This is a genomic window from Aeromonas sp. Marseille-Q7275 (assembly GCF_965119515.1).
In genome coordinates this window covers 108611-127372 of record NZ_CBCPLW010000002.1, presented here as the reverse complement: position 1 = coordinate 127372, position 18762 = coordinate 108611, and the positions used below count along the sequence as shown (strand labels likewise).

Genomic DNA, 18762 nt, shown 5'->3' with positions numbered 1-18762 from the left:
GGCAGGTGCTACTAAAGAGGAAGTGTTAATAATGAATCTGATAATGGGTCTGGTGGGGATGGCGACGCTCATCCTTATCGCTGTGCTGTTCTCCAGCAATCGCAAGGCAATCAAAATTCGTACCGTGGGCGGTGCCTTTGCCATTCAGGCAGGCCTGGGTGCCTTCGTGCTGTATGTCCCGGTTGGTCGGGATATTCTGGTGAGCGTGTCCGACGCCGTCTCCAGCGTCATCGGTTATGGTCAGAACGGCATCGAATTCCTGTTCGGTGGTCTGGTCAGCAACAAGATGTTCGAAGTGTTCGGTGGCGGTGGTTTCATCTTCGCCTTCCGCGTCCTGCCCGTCATCATCTTCTTCTCTTCCCTGATCGCGGTTCTTTATTACCTCGGCATCATGCAGTGGGTGATCAAGCTGCTGGGTGGTGGTCTGCAGAAGGTGCTGGGTACCTCCCGTACCGAATCCCTGTCTGCCACTGCCAACATCTTCGTCGGCCAGACTGAAGCCCCGCTGGTGGTGCGTCCCTTCATCTCCAAGATGACCGACTCCGAGCTGTTCGCCGTCATGTGTGGTGGCCTTGCCTCCGTTGCCGGCTCCGTGCTGGCCGGTTACGCCTCCATGGGCGTCAAGATGGAATACCTGATCGCCGCCTCCTTCATGGCTGCCCCGGGTGGTCTGCTGTTCGCCAAGCTGCTGGTACCGGAAACCGAGACCCCGAGCTACGACGAGAACTCCGCCGATGGCGATCTGGACGACAAGCCTGCCAACGTGATCGACGCCGCCGCTGCCGGTGCCTCCGCCGGTCTGCAACTGGCCCTGAACGTGGGCGCCATGCTGCTGGCCTTCATCGGCCTCATCGCCATGATCAACGGCATCTTCTCCGGCGTGGGTGGCTGGTTCGGCATGCCTGAGCTCTCCTTGGAGCTGCTGCTGGGCTGGCTGTTCTCCCCGCTGGCCTTCCTGATCGGTGTGCCCTGGAGCGAAGCGGTCGTGGCCGGTTCCTTCATCGGTCAGAAGCTGGTGGTGAACGAGTTCGTGGCTTACCTGAACTTCGCCCCCTACCTGAAGGATGAAGTGCTGATCAACGGCGTGGCCATGTCCGACCACACCAAGGCCATCATCTCCTTCGCCCTGTGCGGCTTCGCCAACCTGTCCTCCGTTGCCATCCTGCTGGGTGGTCTGGGCTCCATGGCACCGAACCGTCGCGGCACCATCGCCAAGTTCGGCCTGAAGGCCGTGCTGGCCGGCTCTCTGTCCAACCTGATGTCTGCCACCATCGCAGGCTTCTTCCTGGCACTGACAGCCATGTAATGCTTGTCTGACAGACAAGTTGAAACGAGCGCCACAGCGAAAAGCTGTGGCGTTCTCGTTTGGGGCGGTGACAACCGTTTTCCTTTCTAGACTAATAATAAAATGAGTCAAATCGGAGGTTTTATGAATGAAGTGCTACTGGCGATTGCTGCCGGCTTTATCGTTGGCGTGTTGTTTTCTTTCCTCAAGTTGCCGTCCGGCACCTCCCGTACTGTCAGGGTAATGGGGATTGTGGGGGTCTATCTGGGGGAATTGCCTACTCCTGGATCTGACCCGCTATTTCTTAAGCACCTTCCAGTGCTGGATTTGCCGGGTGTGAGGTACCTCTGAAATTGGCAAATCCGGCTTGCAAACACGGGGTATCTCGGCTGAAATAGGCGATGCCAGCAGGGTGCTGGCATTGACTAATGCCCACATGAGGTGGGTGTTGGCGGTCAAATGGAATTGATTGGGAAGTCGGGTCTGCGGTTGTCGGCCTTTCTCAAGTCTTCATGGAACCAAGTCCGCACTTTTGTAAGAAAGTGACAGGGCTCTTGCCTTATTTGCAGCCGTATTGCCTGTGCATTTGCGCTGTAATTCCATATCCCGTTCGTCCGGGATCTCTCCTCGCCGATCCTGCGTGTTCGGTGGTGGCGGATCGTGGGTGGAGGGACTTATCGAGACTTTGGAGACATAGCATGACTGATCTGAAACTGGCCGCCCAACGCGCCCTGAACCTGATGGACCTGACCACCCTGAACGATGACGACACCGATCAGAAGGTCATCGACCTGTGCCGCAAGGCCAAGTCCCCGGCCGGCCTCACCGCCGCCGTCTGCATCTACCCCCGTTTCATCCCCATCGCTCGCAAGACCCTGCGCGAGATCGGTGCCGCCGACGTGCGCATCGCGACCGTGACCAACTTCCCTCACGGCAACGACGACATCGAGATCGCCGTGGCCGAGACCCGCGCCGCGGTCGCCTACGGTGCCGATGAAGTGGACGTGGTGTTCCCGTACCGCGCCTTCATGGCCGGCAATGAACAGGTCGGCTTCGATCTGGTCAAAGCTTGTAAGGAAGCCTGTGGCGACAAGGCGCTGCTGAAAGTGATCATCGAAACCGGCGAGTTGAAGGAAGAGGCGCTGATCCGTCGCGCCTCCGAGATCTCCATCGATGCCGGTGCCGACTTCATCAAGACCTCCACCGGCAAGGTGCCGGTCAATGCGACCCCGGAAGCGGCCCGCATCATGATGGAAGTGATCAAGGCGAAGAACCCGAAAGTCGGCTTCAAGCCAGCTGGTGGCGTGAAAGACGCGGCCGTTGCCGGTCAGTACTTGGCCATGGCCGAAGAGATCCTGGGCAAGGAGTGGGTCTCCCCGCGCACCTTCCGCTTCGGCGCCTCCAGCCTGCTGGCCAGCCTGCTGGCGACCCTGGGCCACGGCGACAAGCCCGCCAATACCAGCGGTTACTAAGCGGTGACAGGGGGCGGTGCGCCGCCCCCTCTTCGGATCCTGTTCGGTCTGTGTTCGTGCAAGGCGCACGGAGGGAATGAAAGATGTTTTTGCCTCAAGAAATTATTCGCAAGAAGCGCAACGGTGAAGCGCTCAGTACCCAAGAGATTCAATTCTTCGTCCAGGGCATTACCAACAACACCATAGGCGAAGGGCAGATAGCGGCGCTGGCCATGGCGGTCTATTTCAAGGACATGACCATGGATGAGCGGGTTGCCCTGACCTGCGCCATGCGTGACTCCGGCATGGTACTGACCTGGGACCACCTCAATCTGGGTGGCCCCATCGTCGACAAGCACTCCACCGGCGGTGTGGGTGACGTGGTCTCCCTGATGCTGGGCCCCATGGTCGCTGCCTGCGGCGGTTTCGTGCCGATGATCTCCGGCCGCGGTCTGGGCCACACTGGCGGTACCCTGGACAAGCTGGATGCCATTCCCGGCTACCAGACCTCGGTCGACAATGATCGTTTTCTGAAGGTGGTGAAAGAGGCGGGTGTCGCCATCATAGGCCAGACCGGCGATCTCGCTCCGGCCGACAAGCGTATCTATGCGGTACGGGACATCACGGCCACCGTCGAATCCATCGCCATGATCACCGGCTCCATCCTCTCCAAGAAGCTCGCCTCCGGGCTCGAAGCCCTAGTGATGGATGTGAAAGTGGGTTCCGGCGCCTTCATGCCGACGTTTGAAGCCTCCGAAGAGCTGGCCAGGAGCATAGTGGCCGTGGCCAACGGTGCCGGCTGCCGCACCTCGGCGCTCTTGACCGACATGAACCAGGTGCTGGCCTCCAGTGCCGGTAACGGGGTGGAAGTGCGCGAGGCGGTACGCTACCTGACCGGCGAGTATCGCAACCCTCGCATCCACGAAGTGACCCTGGCGCTGTGTGCCGAGATGCTGATCTCCGCGGGCCTCGCCAGCAACGAGCAGGACGCCCGTGCCAAGCTGCAGGCGGTGCTGGACAACGGCAAGGCGGCCGAGATCTTCGGTCGCATGGTGACCGGCCTCGGTGGTCCGAGCGACTTCATGGAGCGTTACGACGCTTACCTGCCCAAGGCCGCCATAGTGCGCCCCGTGTATGCGGCGCAGAGCGGTTTCGTGACCGCCATGGATACCCGCGAACTGGGCCTGGCCGTGGTCGCCATGGGCGGTGGTCGCCGCGCCGCCGGGGACAAACTCGATTATGCGGTCGGTCTGACCGACTTTATCCGCCTGGGGCAGAGCGTCGAGGCTGACAAGCCGCTCGCGCTGATCCACGCTCAGACAGAAGCTCAATTTGCCGAGGCCGCCCGCATGGTGCAGGCAGCCGTCAAGATCGGTGACACCCGACCAGAGGCACTGCCCGAGGTTTACCGTCGCATCGGTCTGGCCGATTTGTAACAAGGGGAAGACCCATGAAACGTACCTTTATTCTGATGATGGACTCCTTCGGTATTGGCGCTGCCGCCGATGCCGAGAAGTTCGGAGATGTGGGCGCCAACACCCTTGGCCATATCGCCAAGGCCTGCGCCGCCGGTGAGATTGAAGGCCGTGGCGCCCTCAACCTGCCCAACCTCAACAAGCTGGGCCTGGGCCACGCGGGGGAGCAGGCTTCCGGCTACTTCCCGGCTGGCTTGAAGAAAGATATCGAGGTAGTCGGTGCCTACGGCTTCGCCCAGGAGCTCTCCTCCGGCAAGGACACCCCGTCCGGCCACTGGGAGATCGCCGGTGTGCCCGTGCTGTTCGAGTGGGGTTACTTCCACGATCACCACAACAGCTTCCCGCAGGAGCTGCTGGACGCCATCGTCGAGAAGGCGGGCCTGCCGGGTTACCTCGGCAACTGCCACGCCTCCGGCACCCAGGTGCTGGATGACTTGGGCGAAGAGCACATGCGTACCGGCAAGCCCATTCTCTACACCTCTGCCGACTCCGTGTTCCAGATCGCCTGCCACGAAGAGACCTACGGCCTCGAGAAGCTCTATGAGCTGTGCCACATAGTGCGTGAGCTGCTGGAGCCCTACAACATAGGCCGCGTCATCGCGCGTCCGTTCGTGGGCAGCGGCAAGGGCAACTTCAAGCGCACCGGCAACCGTCACGACTACTCGGTGCTGCCACCGGCGCCGACCGTGCTGGACTACATGAAGGATGCGGGGGGCCAGGTGGTCTCCATCGGCAAGATTGCCGACATCTATGCCCAGCAGGGCATCACCAAGCAGGTGAAGGGCACAGGCCTGACCGAGCTGTGGGACAGAACCCTGGAAGAGGTGAAAGCGGCCGGTGACAACACCATCGTCTTCACCAACTTCGTGGACTTCGACTCCTCCTACGGCCACCGCCGTGACGTCAAGGGCTACGCCGATGCGCTTGAGTATTTCGACTCCCGCCTGCCGGAGCTGTTCGAGATACTGCAAGATGGCGACGTGGTGGTGCTGACCGCCGACCACGGCTGCGATCCGACCTGGAGCGGCACCGACCACACCCGTGAATACATCCCGGTGCTGTTCTACGGCAAGCCGGTCAAGGCGGGCTCCGTCGGCCGCCGCGAGACCTTCGCCGACATCGGCCAGAGCATCGCGGCCTACCACGGTCTGCCCAAGCTGCAATACGGCACCAGCTTCCTCTGATGCCTTGGGCAGGGCGGCATCTCAGGTGCGCTCTGCCCGGTTGCAGCAGGGTCTCTGCTTTTTGTAACTGACCCGCCTGCCACTCAGGTGGCGGGCAATTTTATAAAACAATAAAACTCAACCTAGTGTGAAGGAATCAAGAGAATGGCAACTCCTCATATCAATGCAAAAGATGGCGCCTTTGCTGACACAGTGCTGATGCCGGGTGACCCCCTGCGTGCCAAGTACATCGCCGAGACCTTCCTGGAGAACGTCGAGCAGGTGTGCGACGTGCGCAGCATGCTCGGCTTCACCGGTACCTACAAGGGCCGTCGGATCTCCGTCATGGGCCACGGCATGGGCATCCCGTCCTGCTCCATCTATGCCAAGGAGCTGATCACCGACTACGGCGTGAAGACCCTGATCCGTGTGGGCTCCTGCGGTGCCGTCCGTGAAGACGTGAAACTGCGTGACGTGGTGATCGGCATGGGTGCCTGCACCGACTCCAAGGTGAACCGTCTGCGCTTCAAGGATCACGACTTCGCCGCTATCGCCGACTTCGACCTGGTTGCCAATGCCGTGCAGGCCGCCAAGAACAAGGGCACCCCGGTGCGCGTGGGCAACATCTTCTCCGCCGACCTGTTCTACACCCCGGACCCCTCCATGTTCGACGTCATGGAAAAATACGGCATCCTGGGTGTCGAGATGGAAGCCGCCGGCATCTACGGCGTGGCCGCAGAGTACGGTGCCCGTGCCCTGACCATCTGCACCGTTTCCGATCACATCCGTACCGGCGAGCAGACCACCTCCGAAGAGCGTCAGCTGACCTTCAACGACATGATCGAAATCGCACTGGACTCCGTGCTGCTGGGCGACTGATCCCGCGGCTTCGGCTCCATGCAAAACGGCGACCCTGGGTCGCCGTTTTTTTATGCCTCATTTGGGGAGTCAGCCCGGAGGGCCCGCTGCGCCGCCTATCCTTTCTGGCCGCCAATCACGAGTTCAACACAATGAAACGAAAGCATATTCTGACTCAGCGGCGCTTCATTGTGATGCCGAGCATCGCGTGGGCCGGCGAGGGCGCGGGGCAACGGCTGGCAGATCCGCTGATCGACAACGATGTCCTTTCCGTTGGCCGACGGCGGGACCGGCGGGCCCGCATCACCTCCTGCGATCTCAATCACGCCGCTCTCGGCCCATGCTATTCGCCAGGATCCCATGGTGGATAAAGAGCCCTAATCACCCTCTTCGCTCACCACCAGCGACCAGCTCTCATCGGGATCGAACAGCTGGATCGCCTCGACGGCCGTTGCGGTCTCGGCCCCTAGATCCTTTTGATAAACCCGCCCCTCGTGATTGACCATGAAGGTCATCACCCCGCTGTTGGCATAATCGGCTGGCCAGGCGATCAGGGCGACACCGTCTCTTAATTGTCCTTCGACGAAGTACTCTTTACTCCCTCCATTGGCCGCAGCCCCCTGGGCATACAGGATACGGTAGTAGTAGCCATGATAGGGGGTACGTTGACCGACCACGGCCTTGTAACCCTCTGCGGCGGCACGGACGACCTCCTCGCCGGCCGGGCTTGCTGGTTCCCCCTCGCTTACGGGCCAATAGAGTCCATTTTGCTGGCCTGCATCACTGCGCAGTTTTGCCGCAAAGAGTCCCGCGGATTGGCCATCATGCCCCATGGCGGCGTACTCTATCTGTGCGTCGATAAAGCCACGGCATACCGCAATCGCCCCCAGCTCATTCCGGCCGATGCGGCGATAGACGATCTCTTTGGCCCCTGTGGCGCCATCGAGATACCACTTGCCATCTGTGGCCACGAGGGGAATGGGCAGTGGCCAATCCGACTCCCCCACGACCAGTATCATTTTATCCTTACCGTCGGCCACCAGTTGGTGCTTGCTCTTGAAGCTCGCGACGAAGGCGGTGCGATCATTGGCATCGGCCACCTCATCCCCCGAGGTGATGGCCTCCTCACTGTGTTCGCCGAGTAACAGTGTCAGTGCGGTGACATCATTCCGCTCCAGGGCCGTGATCAGGGCCTGCACCGCCTCATCCGGGGTGGCGAAGGTACGCTGTGCCATGGCGCTTGCGTCGCAGGCAACGGTCAGGGCCAGCAGGGCCAACACCCATGAGGGAGCCCAGCTCCATTTCAACAAAGGCTTCATTATCGCGTACTCCGTCTGGGTTGAGTGGTGCGCCCGGCACGCGCGCTACTGGCCACACTTTCGCGCCCACGTTGGCTGGCGGCGCGCTCGGTTCTACCCGAATTATGTACCCCTTGGAAGGCACTCCTTGAGGTTGAGGCCGAGGCAACAGGTGCTCTGCGCGTCGCCGTCTGTGTTGCGCTCTTGCTGTGAGTGGCGCGTGGCTGGACATGGCCGCGATCACGCGCTCCGGCAGTCTGTGGCGTGATTTGCTGCCGCTTGACCTTGTCTCCTGCGTAGTCGCCCTGGCGCGGCGTGCGTTGGGCCACATTCGCCTCCCTGTTCGCCTGTCTGGCGTCGCGCGTTACCTTGGCATTGTCGCTGTTGGGTTGGCGGTTGGCTCCCGCATAGCTCCCCTTCGGCGCGGTTGCGCGTGCCTCCCGGTTCACCTCGTTGACCGCGCGCGGTGCGCCGGCGTATGCGCCTTCAGGCTGGCGATTGGCCCCCGCATAAGTCCCCTTGGGTGCGGCATCTCGTCGGGCCGTTCCTGCCGCGTTATTCAGCGGGCGTTGTTCCAAGGTCGCCAGCTCGGCACGCTGGGGGCGCGCCGCCGTGATGGGGCTGTCGGCCTGGCGCAGGTAGTTGTTGGGGCCGCGCTCAAACTTGTTGAAGTAATCGTCCCCCTCGGCGTTGATATAGATCTTGTTGTTAGAGCCCCGCTGGTAGTTGACCGGACGGTTGTACCCATTGGCGGGACGGAAACCATTGCCATAGTTGGGGTTATAACGATAGGGAACATAACCGTCGGGATAACCCGATCCCCACCGCGGGTAATAGTAATCGCCTTCATCATCATCGTCGTTGAAGACCTCGTTGACCAACATGCCAGCCCCAAAGGCGAGCAAGCCCGTCAAGACCATATCACCGCGGTCGTATTCATCCTCGTCGTCGTCATGTTCTACCACTGTCGTGGTGGTTGTCGCAGGCGCGGTCGTTGTCGTGGTTTCTGTGGTCACCGACGCGGGAGCCGGCCCGGCGGCGGGCGCACTGTAGGCGGCGGTTGGGTCGTATTGCGGGACATAAATGACGTCAGGGTTGGCAGGCGCAATGGTGACGATCTGCTGATTGTTCTGTTCATCCTTGGCCACTTTCATCTGCTCCGAGTCTTTCAGGTTGCCCACCTCCATCGCCTGTTGGCGCAGGCGCTGAACGGCTGCCAATACGCCCGGTTCATCGGCCAGGAAGGCACTGCCCAGCTCGGTCGTCCACTCCATCTTCAAGCACATCATGTCCATGACGGTCGGGAAGTGCATCAGCGACATGGTGGGCGGCGTAAAGCCCAGCGGCGCAATGGCGGCGGTCAGCTCTTTCCCTTTGAGATTGGGGTGGGCGACCAGCCAGTTGCCGGCATCGAGCACCTCTTGCGGATTGGTGGCGCTGGCCAGCACCTGGGCCAATACCGCATCGGGGTAAAGGGCTATGGGCGCAAGCAGGGTCTCGAGCGCCTCTGGGGTATATTGCGATGCTTGTGTGTTAATCGGCTGAGGCTGCGCTTGCGGTGCGACCGCAGCGTTGGCTGTGCTGGAGGCTGCGCTGGGCTGGACACTTTGCGTGACGGGGGGGGGCTCCTCCTTGCAGGCAGCCAATACCGTGCCGAGGGCGATCACGGCCGCCAACGCGCTACGGCGAAATAGGGGGTGTTTCATGACCTTGTTTCCTTCTGCTGGAGTGGCTGATGCGCCTCTTGCCTGAAGATGTCCACAAACGTTGTATCTCATCGCATTCAATGCGGGCGTCTCATACCGAAAACATAAACCACGAATCGAGATCACACCCCAAACCGGCTGGAAAGGGGTGAAAAATTCGTTTGCTTCTGTCTCAAGCTAGGCCTGAAACCCTGGATGCCGCCGAAGTCAGGTGGGCAGATCTGAGACGTTAAGGGCTATGGGATACCGCCTTCGGTGGTGCTCGAGATTCAATCAAGGCACTTGGGGATGGAGGAGATCGAGGAGCTGGCTGTCGATGCAGCACAAATGGCTGGATAGGCTGGTCGAGGAACTAGGGCATGAGGTGATCGTGGCGCGTCACGTCGTTATCGAGCGCTTCAGCGGAGCCAAGCGTCGCGATGCCCTGTTCGATCAGAGACTCGAACCGCTGGGGGCAATAACAGGACCAAGGGGGTTCGCGAGCGGCGCCTTATTCGATGCCGGGCGGCGGGGCGTTGTCGGCGGAGGTCTGGCTCTGCACCGATCTCTTCTTGTGCTTGCGTACCCGCATGTAGTTACGGCGCACCCCGTAGGAGATGAGCAGGCCGGCCAGCAGCATCACCAGCAGCATCAGCCGCTGTTTCTCCTGATTCACCTTGAGGTGGGTGTCCTGAGCGGCGATCAGCCGCTGCTCCTCCAGGGTGATCCTCAGGTAGCCCAGGGTCAGGTTCCCCTCCTGGATCTCCTGCACGAACTGGGTGCGCCCCTTGCCCTGCTCCGGCAGGGACTTGTTGTCGGTGCCGATGGGCAACAGGTTCTCGAGGGGAACGGCCTGATCCGACTGGGCGAGGGGAATGCCGCGGGCGTCGTAGAGGGTGACGTCGAGGATCTCGGGCTCGGCGGCCAGATCCTGGGCCAGGCGCTCCAGCTCGCTCTCCTTGTCCTCCTTTATCCAGCGTCGCATGTCCCGGGCGGCGTAGGCGACCAGCGCCTGAGCCCTGTCCCGCGCCGCGCTGTGCAATGCGGCCTGGCTTGCTCCCTGCATGTGGATCATCAGCACCAGCACCCAGAGACCGAGCAGGATCCCCGCTGCCAGGCTGATAACACGTTTGATGGGGAGATGACGCACAGTGCTGAGCCTCTTGGGGTGAATGGACAATGGTGGCGGGATCTTGGCGCTTGCCTGTACAAAAAGCAATACGCTACTCTGGGCCCGCATGATGAACCCCATGATCCCCAAGGAAGGCGTCTCTCTTATGTTGTTGTCCCAACTCCCCCGCTCCCCGCACGACTGGTCCCAGGCCCTGTGCGGTGCTCCCTGCTGGCAGCTTACCCCCGAGGCCCTGCTGCCCGCGGCCAGTGCCCATGACGGCGCCTGGCTGGTGCTGTTTGGCAAGGCGCTAGGTGCCCGCCACCTGACACAGGTGGCGACGCTGCTGGCAGACCATGGGGTCGAGGCCAGCCTCTATCCCGTGGGGGAGCAGGCCGGTGTGCCCCTGCTGCTGCTCGGCGCCAGCCGTTTCTCCCCCGAGCTGGTGCAGGCCCTCAAGGGGCAGGAGTGGGACATAGATGCCTGCCATCTCGCCACCTTGCCCACCCTGGCGCTCCCCGGGCTGCTGGTGATGGACATGGATTCCACCGCGATCCGGATCGAGTGCATCGACGAGATAGCCCGTCTGGCCGGGGTGGGTGAGCAGGTGGCGGCCGTGACGGCGGCGGCCATGCAGGGCAAGCTGGAGTTTGCCGACAGCCTGCGCAACCGGGTCGCCCTGCTGAAGGGGGCCCCTGTCGCCATCCTCGATGAGGTGGCGGCCGCCATGCCCTGGATGCCCGGCCTGCAGCTGATGGTCGACACCCTCAAGCAGGCGGGCTGGACAGTGGCGATCGCCTCCGGCGGCTTTACCCGTTTCGCCGGCGAACTGCAGCAGGCGCTGGGGCTGGACGCCATCTTCGCCAACGAGCTGGCGGTGGAGGGGGGGCTGCTGACCGGCCAGGTGAGCGGTCCCATAGTGGATGCCGCCGCCAAGGCCGAGGCGCTGCTGCAGCTGGCGCGGCAGCATGGGATCCCCGCCGCCCAGACGGTGGCGGTCGGCGATGGCGCCAACGATCTCAAGATGATGGGGGTGGCCGGACTTGGCATCGCCATCCACGCCAAGCCCCTGGTGCGGGCCCAGGCGGCCGCCACTCTCAATCACCATGATCTGGAAGGGGTGCTTTGCCTGCTCGGCGCGCTCGCCTGCCGCGACAGGCGCTGGAGTTGAAACCCGCTCAAGGAGGAGCAGAAAACAAGATGGAACTGTTGCAACAATCCCTGTTTGTCCCCTGTGGCGAACATCGGCTCCATGTGCGCCATATCCAGCCCGGTGTCGCCGTCCATGCCGACCCCATCCTGATGGTGCACGGCGCCATCGAGAACGGGCGCATCTTCTACACCGAGTCCGGCAAGGGGCTGGCCTGTTTTCTGGCCAGACACGGTTATCAGGTGTACGTGGCCGACCTGCGCGGCCGGGGTCTGAGCACGCCGGCCATCGCCGAGCGGGCCGGTCACGGCCAGCATGAGCTGATCACCGAGGATCTGCCCGCGCTGCAGCACTGGGTGGCGGCGCGCCATCCCGCGGCCAGGGTGCACTGGATGGCCCACTCCTGGGGCGGGGTCATCATGGCCTCGACCCTGGTGCGCTTCCCCGAGCTGGCGGATCAGATAGCGAGCCTGGTGTTCTTCGGCACCAAGCGGGGGGTCTCGGTGCAGAACCCCGAGCGCTGGCTGAAGGTGGACCTGATCTGGAACCGGCTGGCGCCCTGGCTGGCGCGCCGCCAGGGTTTTCTGGCTGCCCGCAAGTTGAAGATAGGGGCCGATGATGAGCCCTTGCGTTACCTGCAGGAGACCATTCCCTGGGTGAAATGCGGGCCCTGGCAGGACCCCCACGACGGCTTTGCCTATGACGAGGCCGCCGCCAGGGTGAGCTGGCCGCCGCTCTGGATGATCTCGGCCAAGGCGGACAAGGTGCTGGGTCACCCCACGGACGTGCGTCGCTTCAGCGCCGAGATGGGGTCGGCGACCCGCCATACCCGCCTCGGCCGGGATAACGGCAACCGGCTCGATTACGATCACATCAACATGCTGACGGCGCCCCAGGCCCAGGAGGATCATTTCCCCGAGATCCTCGCCTGGCTGCTCAACCCCCAGGCAGCCTGATCGCCCACTGAAACGGGCAGCCATCTGCCCGCCTCCCGCCCCGGATGCCGACACCTGACGGGTGAGGGCACCCGGGGTCGGCCTCTTCCGGGCTATTTCGCCGGGGGCTTGATGCCGAGCCGGAACAGGGTGGCCTCAGTGGTATCGGTCAGCTCACCGACCCCCACCACGCTCCACAGCTCCTCCTCCAGCTGCTTGGCCTTGTGAATGGCGAACTTGGCGATGTAGTCCAGCTCCCCCGCGATGAAGCTGGTGTCGGGGCGACCGGTGCGGGAGATGCCGACCAGCACCGAATAGAACTCGCCCTGCTGCAGGGCCAGCTCGATGAAGCGGCGCTTCGCCTCCGGCGAGGAAAAGCTGCTGGCCAGGTGGCTGCGAAACAGGGGGACACCGCCTTGGGAGTGCAGGCTGGCGATGTAGACCTCTTCTTCCTCCGGCTTGTCTTCCCGCGCCAGGGTGCGCAATGGGTTGAGCAGCACTGTCTTGAGCAGTGCCCCCTGGAACAGGGGGTAGAGGTTCAGCTGCTTCTCCTGCCCGGCACAGGCCTGCAGCAGGCCGGAGAGACTGCGCGGTCGGGGGGCCATGCCCACGGCGGCAGGTCTTGCGGCCGCCTTGAGCTTGTTGACATAGACCGGCGAGTTGAACAGGTGGTGGGTATAGAGGTTGCGCAGCGCCCGTGCCATGCCGCGATAGCGCTTGTGCTCCTGGGTGGTCTTGAGCTTGTTCTGGTTGCTCTCTATCAGCAGGCTGAAGAACTGATGGCCGATGTGGCGCTCCGCCGTGCCTTCGATGCACAGATGCAGCACGGTACGGCTCAAATTGAGGCTGATCAGCCGATAGGGCAGGCGCTGCAAGTCCATGGTCTTGGCGAGCTCCTGCAACCTGGGCAGGGCGACGGTGACCGTCTCCCCCTTCTCCCCCTCGAATGCCTCCTCCAGCTCGATCTGCATGCCATGGGCCGAGATGTCTCGGGTCCAGCCGATCCAGGCGCGATCCTTGTGCCTGAGCACTATCGCCGTCTTGTGGACATAGCGGGCCTCCTTGCGCAGTTGCACATAGTGCAGCGTCTCTATCTCGAAGGGGGCTGCCTGGGTGTCGTGGCCGAAGCGTTGCAAGGCGTTGGCGTTGGGCTGCTGGTTGTCGTAGTGGAACTCGCTGCGCTGGTGGTCCAGCCCTATCTCCTGCAGCAGGCCGACATAGCCTATCTGGCCGAGGCGCTCACGCAGCAGCATGTCCTGCAACTGGTGCGACTCTCCCCGCTGGCTGTCGAGGTCGGCCTCGTGCAGGGCGCAGGCCTCCAGGCTGAACTTGTAGACGCGCCAGCTGGGACGACGGGCACCGACCTGGAAGAAGAGGGACGTCAGGCCGCTCTGCTGCAACTCTTCGCGGGTGGCGGAGAAGAAGTAGAGGTGACTGCGCACCGAGTGGGTGAAGCTGTAGATCAGGGTCTCTCGCAGCCCCCCTTTGGCGGGCAACAGGGAGGGCATGCGCGCCGCCGTGAAGAGGCTGGCGAGCATGTCGCGGTTCTTGGCGTCACGCCAGTACTCGAGGATGTGCTGGTTGTTCTCGGTGCGCAGGGCGATCTCGAGGCCAGGGGCGTCGCCCTTGCCGAAGTAGAGCGGCATGCCGGTCATGCGCGGCAGGTAGAACTGTTCGTATCCCTTGATGATGGCGGCCGACAGCAGGTAGTCGACACTGACCCGATAGCGGCTGCGGTTGCGCTCGATGAAGTCGCGCAGGAACTCGTCGAAGGCGGGGTGCTCGCCGCATCGAACCAGCCGCAGCCAGAATTTCCCCTCTTTCTGCTCCTCTCCCAGGATCTGGTAGCTGATCGAGCCACGCAGCAGGGGGTGGGGGTGTTCGCGCTCCAGGCCGGTGAAGAAGACCTCGATGTGGTCGCCGGTCTGGTAGTCGGGCAGATGGGGGACCGAGGCCCGGATCCCGCCCAGAGAGATGTCCGAACTCTTGGCCTGCAGCTTCTCCCCGCTCGCCAGCTTGAGCACCATGGGGGAGCTGAAGTGCATCCGCTCCTCCTGCCGGCCGTAGTGGCTGGCGAAGGGGATGGCGTTGACGTCGAAGGGGCTGAACGGGCTGGCGGGCAGGGAGAGGCTCTCGCTGCGCCCCTGATTGAGCCTGTACCAGGCTTGCAGCGCCTCGTAGACCCCGAGGGTGTAGCTGTCCCGGTAGAGGTAGCACTGGGACTGGAACTGCTCGACGGCCTCGGCGGGCATGAAGTGGGTCACCCCTTCGAACTCGTGCACCTGGCAGAGAGCCCCCAGCTCGTTGCGCATGTCGATCACGCGCCGGCAGGGGGTGCACTTGCGCTTGAGTTCCATCTTCAGCAGGAAGCGGCCGTTGGTATTCTCGTTCTGGGTCAGGCGGTTGAAGATCTCGTCGAAGTCCTTTTCCCGGAGCAGGGGGACAAGTTGTTCTATCAGGTGGAGTGGTTGTTCTGAATCCATGTATTCCTGCCGCGGAAAGTCACTTTTCCGATTCTGGGTTTGATCTGCCGGTCGCAAACCAGTATATCAAGCAGGAATTCATCCTGTCCCCGAGTTATCCATGGCCAAAAACAAAACCGCCTATGTTTGTTCCGAATGTGGCGCCGACTTCACCCGCTGGCAAGGTCAGTGCAGCGAGTGCAAGGAGTGGAACACCATCACCGAGGTCCGGCTGGGCGTCGCTACCCCCGGCAAGAGTGCCCGCTACACGGGTTATGCCGGCGCCGTCGGCAGCCAGGTGCAGACCCTGGCCGAAGTGGCGACCACCGAGATCCCCCGCTTCAGTTCGGGCTTCAAGGAGCTGGATCGGGTGCTCGGCGGCGGTGTGGTGCCGGGCTCGGCCATCCTCATCGGCGGCAACCCGGGGGCGGGCAAATCGACCCTGCTGCTGCAGACCATGTGCGGCCTGGCCCAGCGGATGAAGACGCTCTACGTGACCGGGGAGGAGTCCCTGCAACAGGTGGCGATGCGGGCCGGCCGGCTGGGCCTGCCCACCGACAAGCTGCGCATGCTGTCGGAGACCAGCGTGGAGCAGATCTGCATCATTGCCCAGCAGGAGCAGCCGCAGATCATGGTCATCGACTCCATCCAGGTGATGCATGTGGCGGATGTGCAGTCATCCCCCGGCTCCGTCTCCCAGGTGCGCGAATCCGCGGCCCTGCTCACCCGCTACGCCAAGCAGAACCATGTCGCCATCTTCATGGTGGGCCATGTCACTAAGGACGGCACCCTGGCCGGCCCCAAGGTGCTGGAGCACTGCGTCGACTGCTCCGTGCTGCTGGACGGTGCCCACGACTCGCGTTTTAGGACCCTGCGCTCCCACAAGAACCGCTTCGGTGCGGTCAACGAGCTTGGCGTCTTCGCCATGACGGGGCAGGGGATGAAGGAGGTGAGCAACCCCTCCGCCATCTTCCTGAGTCGCGGCGAGGAGCAGGCCCCCGGCTCCATCGTCATGGTGATCTGGGAGGGGACGCGCCCCCTGCTGGTGGAGTTGCAGGCGCTGGTGGACTACTCCCAGGTCTCCAATCCGCGGCGGGTGGCGGTGGGCATGGATCACAACCGTCTCGCCATGCTGCTGGCGGTGCTGCACCGTCACGGCGGCTTGCAGATGGCGGATCAGGACGTCTTCATCAACGTGGTCGGCGGGGTCAAGGTCGAGGAGACCAGCGCGGATCTGGCGCTGCTGCTGGCCATGGTCTCCAGCTTCCGGGATCAGCCCCTGCCCAAGGATCTGGTGGTGTTCGGCGAGGTGGGGCTGTCTGGGGAGATCCGGCCCGTGCCCTCCGGCCAGGAGCGGTTGCAGGAGGCGGCCAAGCACGGTTTCCGCCGCGCCATAGTGCCTCATGCCAACGCCCCCAAGCACCCCATCGAGGGGATGGAAGTGGTGCCGGTGAAGAAGCTGTCCGATGCCCTCGAGGCGCTGTGACCACCGAAAAGAGAAACAAAAAGGAGCCTGTCAGGCTCCTTCTTCATTGCTGGCGGGTCAGGAGGGGGGATTGTGCTCCCTGTGCTCTTGCAGCAACTGCTCCAGCTCGCGATACAGCAACTGCTCTTCACCTATGTTCAGCTCCATCATCCGCTTGAGGTGGGTGGCGCTGTCGATGTCGATGTGGTGGCAGTAGAACCCCAGCTTCTTGCTGGCCTCGTGGGTCAGTTCGACCTGCATCTTGATCTCGATGTCACTGCCGCCCAGCATGAAGCAGATCTCGTACTCCTTGTCGTCGCTGCCGACCCAATCCTCGGGCCTGAGCAGCAGGGCACCCTGCAGGGAGACATCCACCAGCTGGGTACGCCACTGGCGCACCCCCTGGGTCAGCTTGGCGGCGGTCAAATAGAAGATTCGGGTAAAGTGGCGGCGCTCGGCCATGTTCATCTCCGGTCTGCGTGGGAGCACAGTGCTAACCATCCATGCCCCAGAGTGTAATGTAGCCGGCGCATCAGGATGTTGAACTGGCTCCAATATTGAACATCAGACCTGCTGGCGGCTGAGGGATTCGACCACCTGGAGCGCCTTGACCAGCCTGTCTTCCTGCTTGAACCTGTCCTCCAGCACGGGACCCAGCTGATTCAGATCCTCATCGAGCTGCAACAGCTGGGCCTCGTCGGCATTGCTGTATTTGTCGTTGAACTCCAGGGCAAACTCGGTGCAGGCACGGATATGGGGATAGATGCGTTTGGCCAGTTCCAGCTTGTCACCGCTGGCTTGCTCGAAGGCAGTGACCACGTGGTTGTAGATCTCGAAATGACCGGCGCTGACGTAGTCGACCAGTTGCTCGCAGAAGCGTTGCAGTTCGACATGACCGGGAAGGGAGCGTTGCTTGGACTTGGTGGGCATGCGCCCGGCCAGTCGCATGTACTCGACCAGCAATGCCTGCCTGGCATCCAGCCAGTCATCGATTGCCCTGTGCTTGCCTGCCAACGCGCGCTTGGTTTGTTCCAGTTCAGTTAACATAGTCCCTCCATGGGCATGGCATGAAGCGCGATGGCTGCAGGCCTTCGGTCATTCTCAGCGACTGACGACACTCCTATAACTAGGGAAAATCCTGTTGACCGTCAATAGGAGTGTGGGGATATTGTTACATCAGGCGGGGGTTTGCATACAAGTCTCCGTCGGTTTCTGGTCCCGCGTCGCCTGTCAGGAGGACGCAGGGGCGAGATATGTGACTATTTCCGCAGATCTTGATGAAAACCCCAGCATTCAAGCCAATCCGGCTGATAAAGCCTTTGCCTGAGTGTTTTTTTTTGAATAGAGTGGCCCGGTGCTAAATGCCCGATCATAAAGGAAATGTTATGAACAAAGCTCAACTTGTCGATGCAATTGCCGCCAAAGCAGACCTGAGCAAAGCTCAGGCCAAAGTTGCTCTGGAAGAGATCATCAATGGTATTACCCAGAGCCTGAAAGAGGGCGATGCCGTTCAGTTGGTGGGTTTTGGTACCTTCAAGGTCAACCATCGCGCGGGCCGCACCGGTCGCAACCCGCAAACTGGTAAAGAGATCCAGATTGCAGCCGCCAATGTGCCGTCCTTTGTGGCAGGCAAGGCGCTGAAAGACGCCGTCAAGTAATCGCGTAAAGTAATCAAATGAAACCCGGCGCCTGCCGGGTTTTTTCTTGCCATCTTCGTTAAAATTTGTTTCAGATACACTCAGGATATGGCATGCGCTGTAGCGAGGTGGATATGGAACAGAAGAATGCCATCCGGCAGGTGGCCGTGCCCTGGGCACCCTCCCGCCAACTTCCCCCCGGCCTGGTTGTGGCCGAACTGCATCAGGATATCTGGAGTGACAATCTGACGGTCGTGTTGGGGCGCGCCCGCAGCATAGATCTGCCGCCTCAGCCGCTTTACCGGGTCAGTTTCCGCCATATCTTCGCCGTGAGGGTGATGGAGGATTGCGATCTGGCGGAAGGGCGGGACAGCCACGTCATCGAGGAGCAGATCCAGCTGATCACCCCGTCCCGTTTCGCCAGCTGGTTCCATCAGGAGTCCGATGGCCTGCACCTGGACGAGGACTTGCAGCACTATCGCATCTCGACCTGGGATTACTGCGCCGACGTGCTGACCTCCTCCCCTCCGGAATTGCAGTTTGTGGCGCCGGAGGAGTGAACGGGCGCCATCATCCAGATAAAAAAGCCGGAACATCGCTGTTCCGGCTTTTTCTTGCCTGAGTGGCTGGCGGGCTCAGCCGAGCAACTGCTCCCTGTGCAGACCGAGCACTATCAGGAGCCCGAGCAGATAGAAGGCGCTGAGCTTGATGCCGAGGATGGCCAGCATGCCGGCACAGAGGCGAACCAGCGCCTTGTGCAGCCAGGAACCGGTGAAGCGATACATGC

Annotated in this window: 17 protein-coding genes and 1 pseudogene; 11 read left to right on the top strand and 7 right to left on the bottom strand. The window is 62.1% G+C overall.

Annotated features, from left to right (window positions below):
- Positions 1–31 precede the first annotated feature (31 nt).
- From ACWPWQ_RS02800 to deoD, 6 genes and pseudogenes are all read left to right on the top strand, one after another.
- On the top strand, positions 32–1306 hold the full coding sequence (locus ACWPWQ_RS02800; protein WP_139436905.1) for a NupC/NupG family nucleoside CNT transporter: 1275 nt from the start codon (positions 32–34) through the stop codon (positions 1304–1306).
- A gap of 123 nt (positions 1307–1429) precedes the next feature.
- Positions 1430–1578: pseudogene (locus tag ACWPWQ_RS02795) on the top strand (XapX domain-containing protein).
- Positions 1579–1983: 405 nt separating this feature from the next.
- Positions 1984–2757 (top strand): deoxyribose-phosphate aldolase, encoded by a 774-nt coding sequence (gene deoC / locus ACWPWQ_RS02790; protein WP_043128921.1) that lies wholly within the window; start codon positions 1984–1986, stop codon positions 2755–2757.
- A gap of 83 nt (positions 2758–2840) precedes the next feature.
- Positions 2841–4172: a thymidine phosphorylase gene (gene deoA, locus ACWPWQ_RS02785; RefSeq protein ID WP_404837689.1), complete on the top strand. Its 1332-nt coding sequence runs from the start codon at positions 2841–2843 to the stop codon at positions 4170–4172.
- A gap of 14 nt (positions 4173–4186) precedes the next feature.
- Positions 4187–5395: a phosphopentomutase gene (locus ACWPWQ_RS02780; RefSeq protein ID WP_025325642.1), complete on the top strand. Its 1209-nt coding sequence runs from the start codon at positions 4187–4189 to the stop codon at positions 5393–5395.
- Positions 5396–5539: 144 nt separating this feature from the next.
- A complete protein-coding gene (gene deoD / locus ACWPWQ_RS02775) occupies positions 5540–6253 on the top strand; it encodes a purine-nucleoside phosphorylase (RefSeq protein WP_025325643.1) in 714 nt (237 codons plus the stop codon).
- Positions 6254–6609: 356 nt separating this feature from the next.
- On the opposite strand, the gene ACWPWQ_RS02770 is transcribed toward deoD, so the two are convergent.
- From ACWPWQ_RS02770 to ACWPWQ_RS02760, 3 genes are all read right to left on the bottom strand, one after another.
- On the bottom strand, positions 6610–7551 hold the full coding sequence (locus ACWPWQ_RS02770) for a DUF2950 domain-containing protein (RefSeq protein ID WP_454008947.1): 942 nt from the start codon (positions 7549–7551) through the stop codon (positions 6610–6612).
- Entirely contained in the window at positions 7551–9236 is a 1686-nt protein-coding gene (locus ACWPWQ_RS02765; protein ID WP_454008946.1) for a DUF3300 domain-containing protein, read from the bottom strand. Before ACWPWQ_RS02765 ends, ACWPWQ_RS02770 begins: the two co-directional genes overlap by 1 nt.
- A 490-nt stretch (positions 9237–9726) precedes the next feature.
- A complete protein-coding gene (locus ACWPWQ_RS02760) occupies positions 9727–10365 on the bottom strand; it encodes an AhpA/YtjB family protein (RefSeq protein WP_202047445.1) in 639 nt (212 codons plus the stop codon).
- A 127-nt stretch (positions 10366–10492) separates the two neighbouring features.
- Between ACWPWQ_RS02760 and serB the strand changes: the two genes are divergently transcribed.
- Positions 10493–11497 (top strand): phosphoserine phosphatase SerB, encoded by a 1005-nt coding sequence (gene serB, locus ACWPWQ_RS02755; RefSeq protein ID WP_454008945.1) that lies wholly within the window; start codon positions 10493–10495, stop codon positions 11495–11497.
- 29 nt (positions 11498–11526) lie between these two features.
- On the top strand, positions 11527–12432 hold the full coding sequence (locus ACWPWQ_RS02750) for an alpha/beta hydrolase family protein (RefSeq protein ID WP_404837693.1): 906 nt from the start codon (positions 11527–11529) through the stop codon (positions 12430–12432).
- Between the two features lie 92 nt (positions 12433–12524).
- Here the strand turns inward: ACWPWQ_RS02750 and ACWPWQ_RS02745 are convergent, their stop codons facing one another.
- On the bottom strand, positions 12525–14894 hold the full coding sequence (locus ACWPWQ_RS02745) for a PilZ domain-containing protein (RefSeq protein ID WP_404837694.1): 2370 nt from the start codon (positions 14892–14894) through the stop codon (positions 12525–12527).
- A gap of 100 nt (positions 14895–14994) precedes the next feature.
- Here ACWPWQ_RS02745 and radA point away from each other — a divergent pair, with 100 nt between their 5' ends.
- Positions 14995–16359, top strand: coding sequence for a DNA repair protein RadA (radA, locus tag ACWPWQ_RS02740; RefSeq protein ID WP_139436893.1), 1365 nt, complete (start codon positions 14995–14997; stop codon positions 16357–16359).
- A 57-nt stretch (positions 16360–16416) separates the two neighbouring features.
- Here the strand turns inward: radA and ACWPWQ_RS02735 are convergent, their stop codons facing one another.
- Positions 16417–16800 (bottom strand): PilZ domain-containing protein, encoded by a 384-nt coding sequence (locus tag ACWPWQ_RS02735; protein WP_025325652.1) that lies wholly within the window; start codon positions 16798–16800, stop codon positions 16417–16419.
- 102 nt (positions 16801–16902) lie between these two features.
- Positions 16903–17385 carry a sigma D regulator gene (gene rsd, locus ACWPWQ_RS02730; RefSeq protein WP_454008944.1) on the bottom strand — a complete coding sequence of 161 codons (483 nt, stop codon included), beginning with the start codon at positions 17383–17385 and terminating at the stop codon, positions 16903–16905.
- Between the two features lie 338 nt (positions 17386–17723).
- On the opposite strand from rsd, the gene hupA reads away from it, so the two are divergent.
- Both hupA and ACWPWQ_RS02720 read left to right on the top strand, forming a co-directional pair.
- On the top strand, positions 17724–17996 hold the full coding sequence (gene hupA, locus ACWPWQ_RS02725; RefSeq protein ID WP_005305063.1) for a nucleoid-associated protein HU-alpha: 273 nt from the start codon (positions 17724–17726) through the stop codon (positions 17994–17996).
- 113 nt (positions 17997–18109) lie between these two features.
- A complete protein-coding gene (locus ACWPWQ_RS02720) occupies positions 18110–18535 on the top strand; it encodes a hypothetical protein (RefSeq protein WP_202047441.1) in 426 nt (141 codons plus the stop codon).
- Between the two features lie 75 nt (positions 18536–18610).
- Here the strand turns inward: ACWPWQ_RS02720 and ACWPWQ_RS02715 are convergent, their stop codons facing one another.
- A complete protein-coding gene (locus tag ACWPWQ_RS02715) occupies positions 18611–18760 on the bottom strand; it encodes a hypothetical protein (protein ID WP_106885023.1) in 150 nt (49 codons plus the stop codon).
- Positions 18761–18762 lie beyond the last annotated feature (2 nt).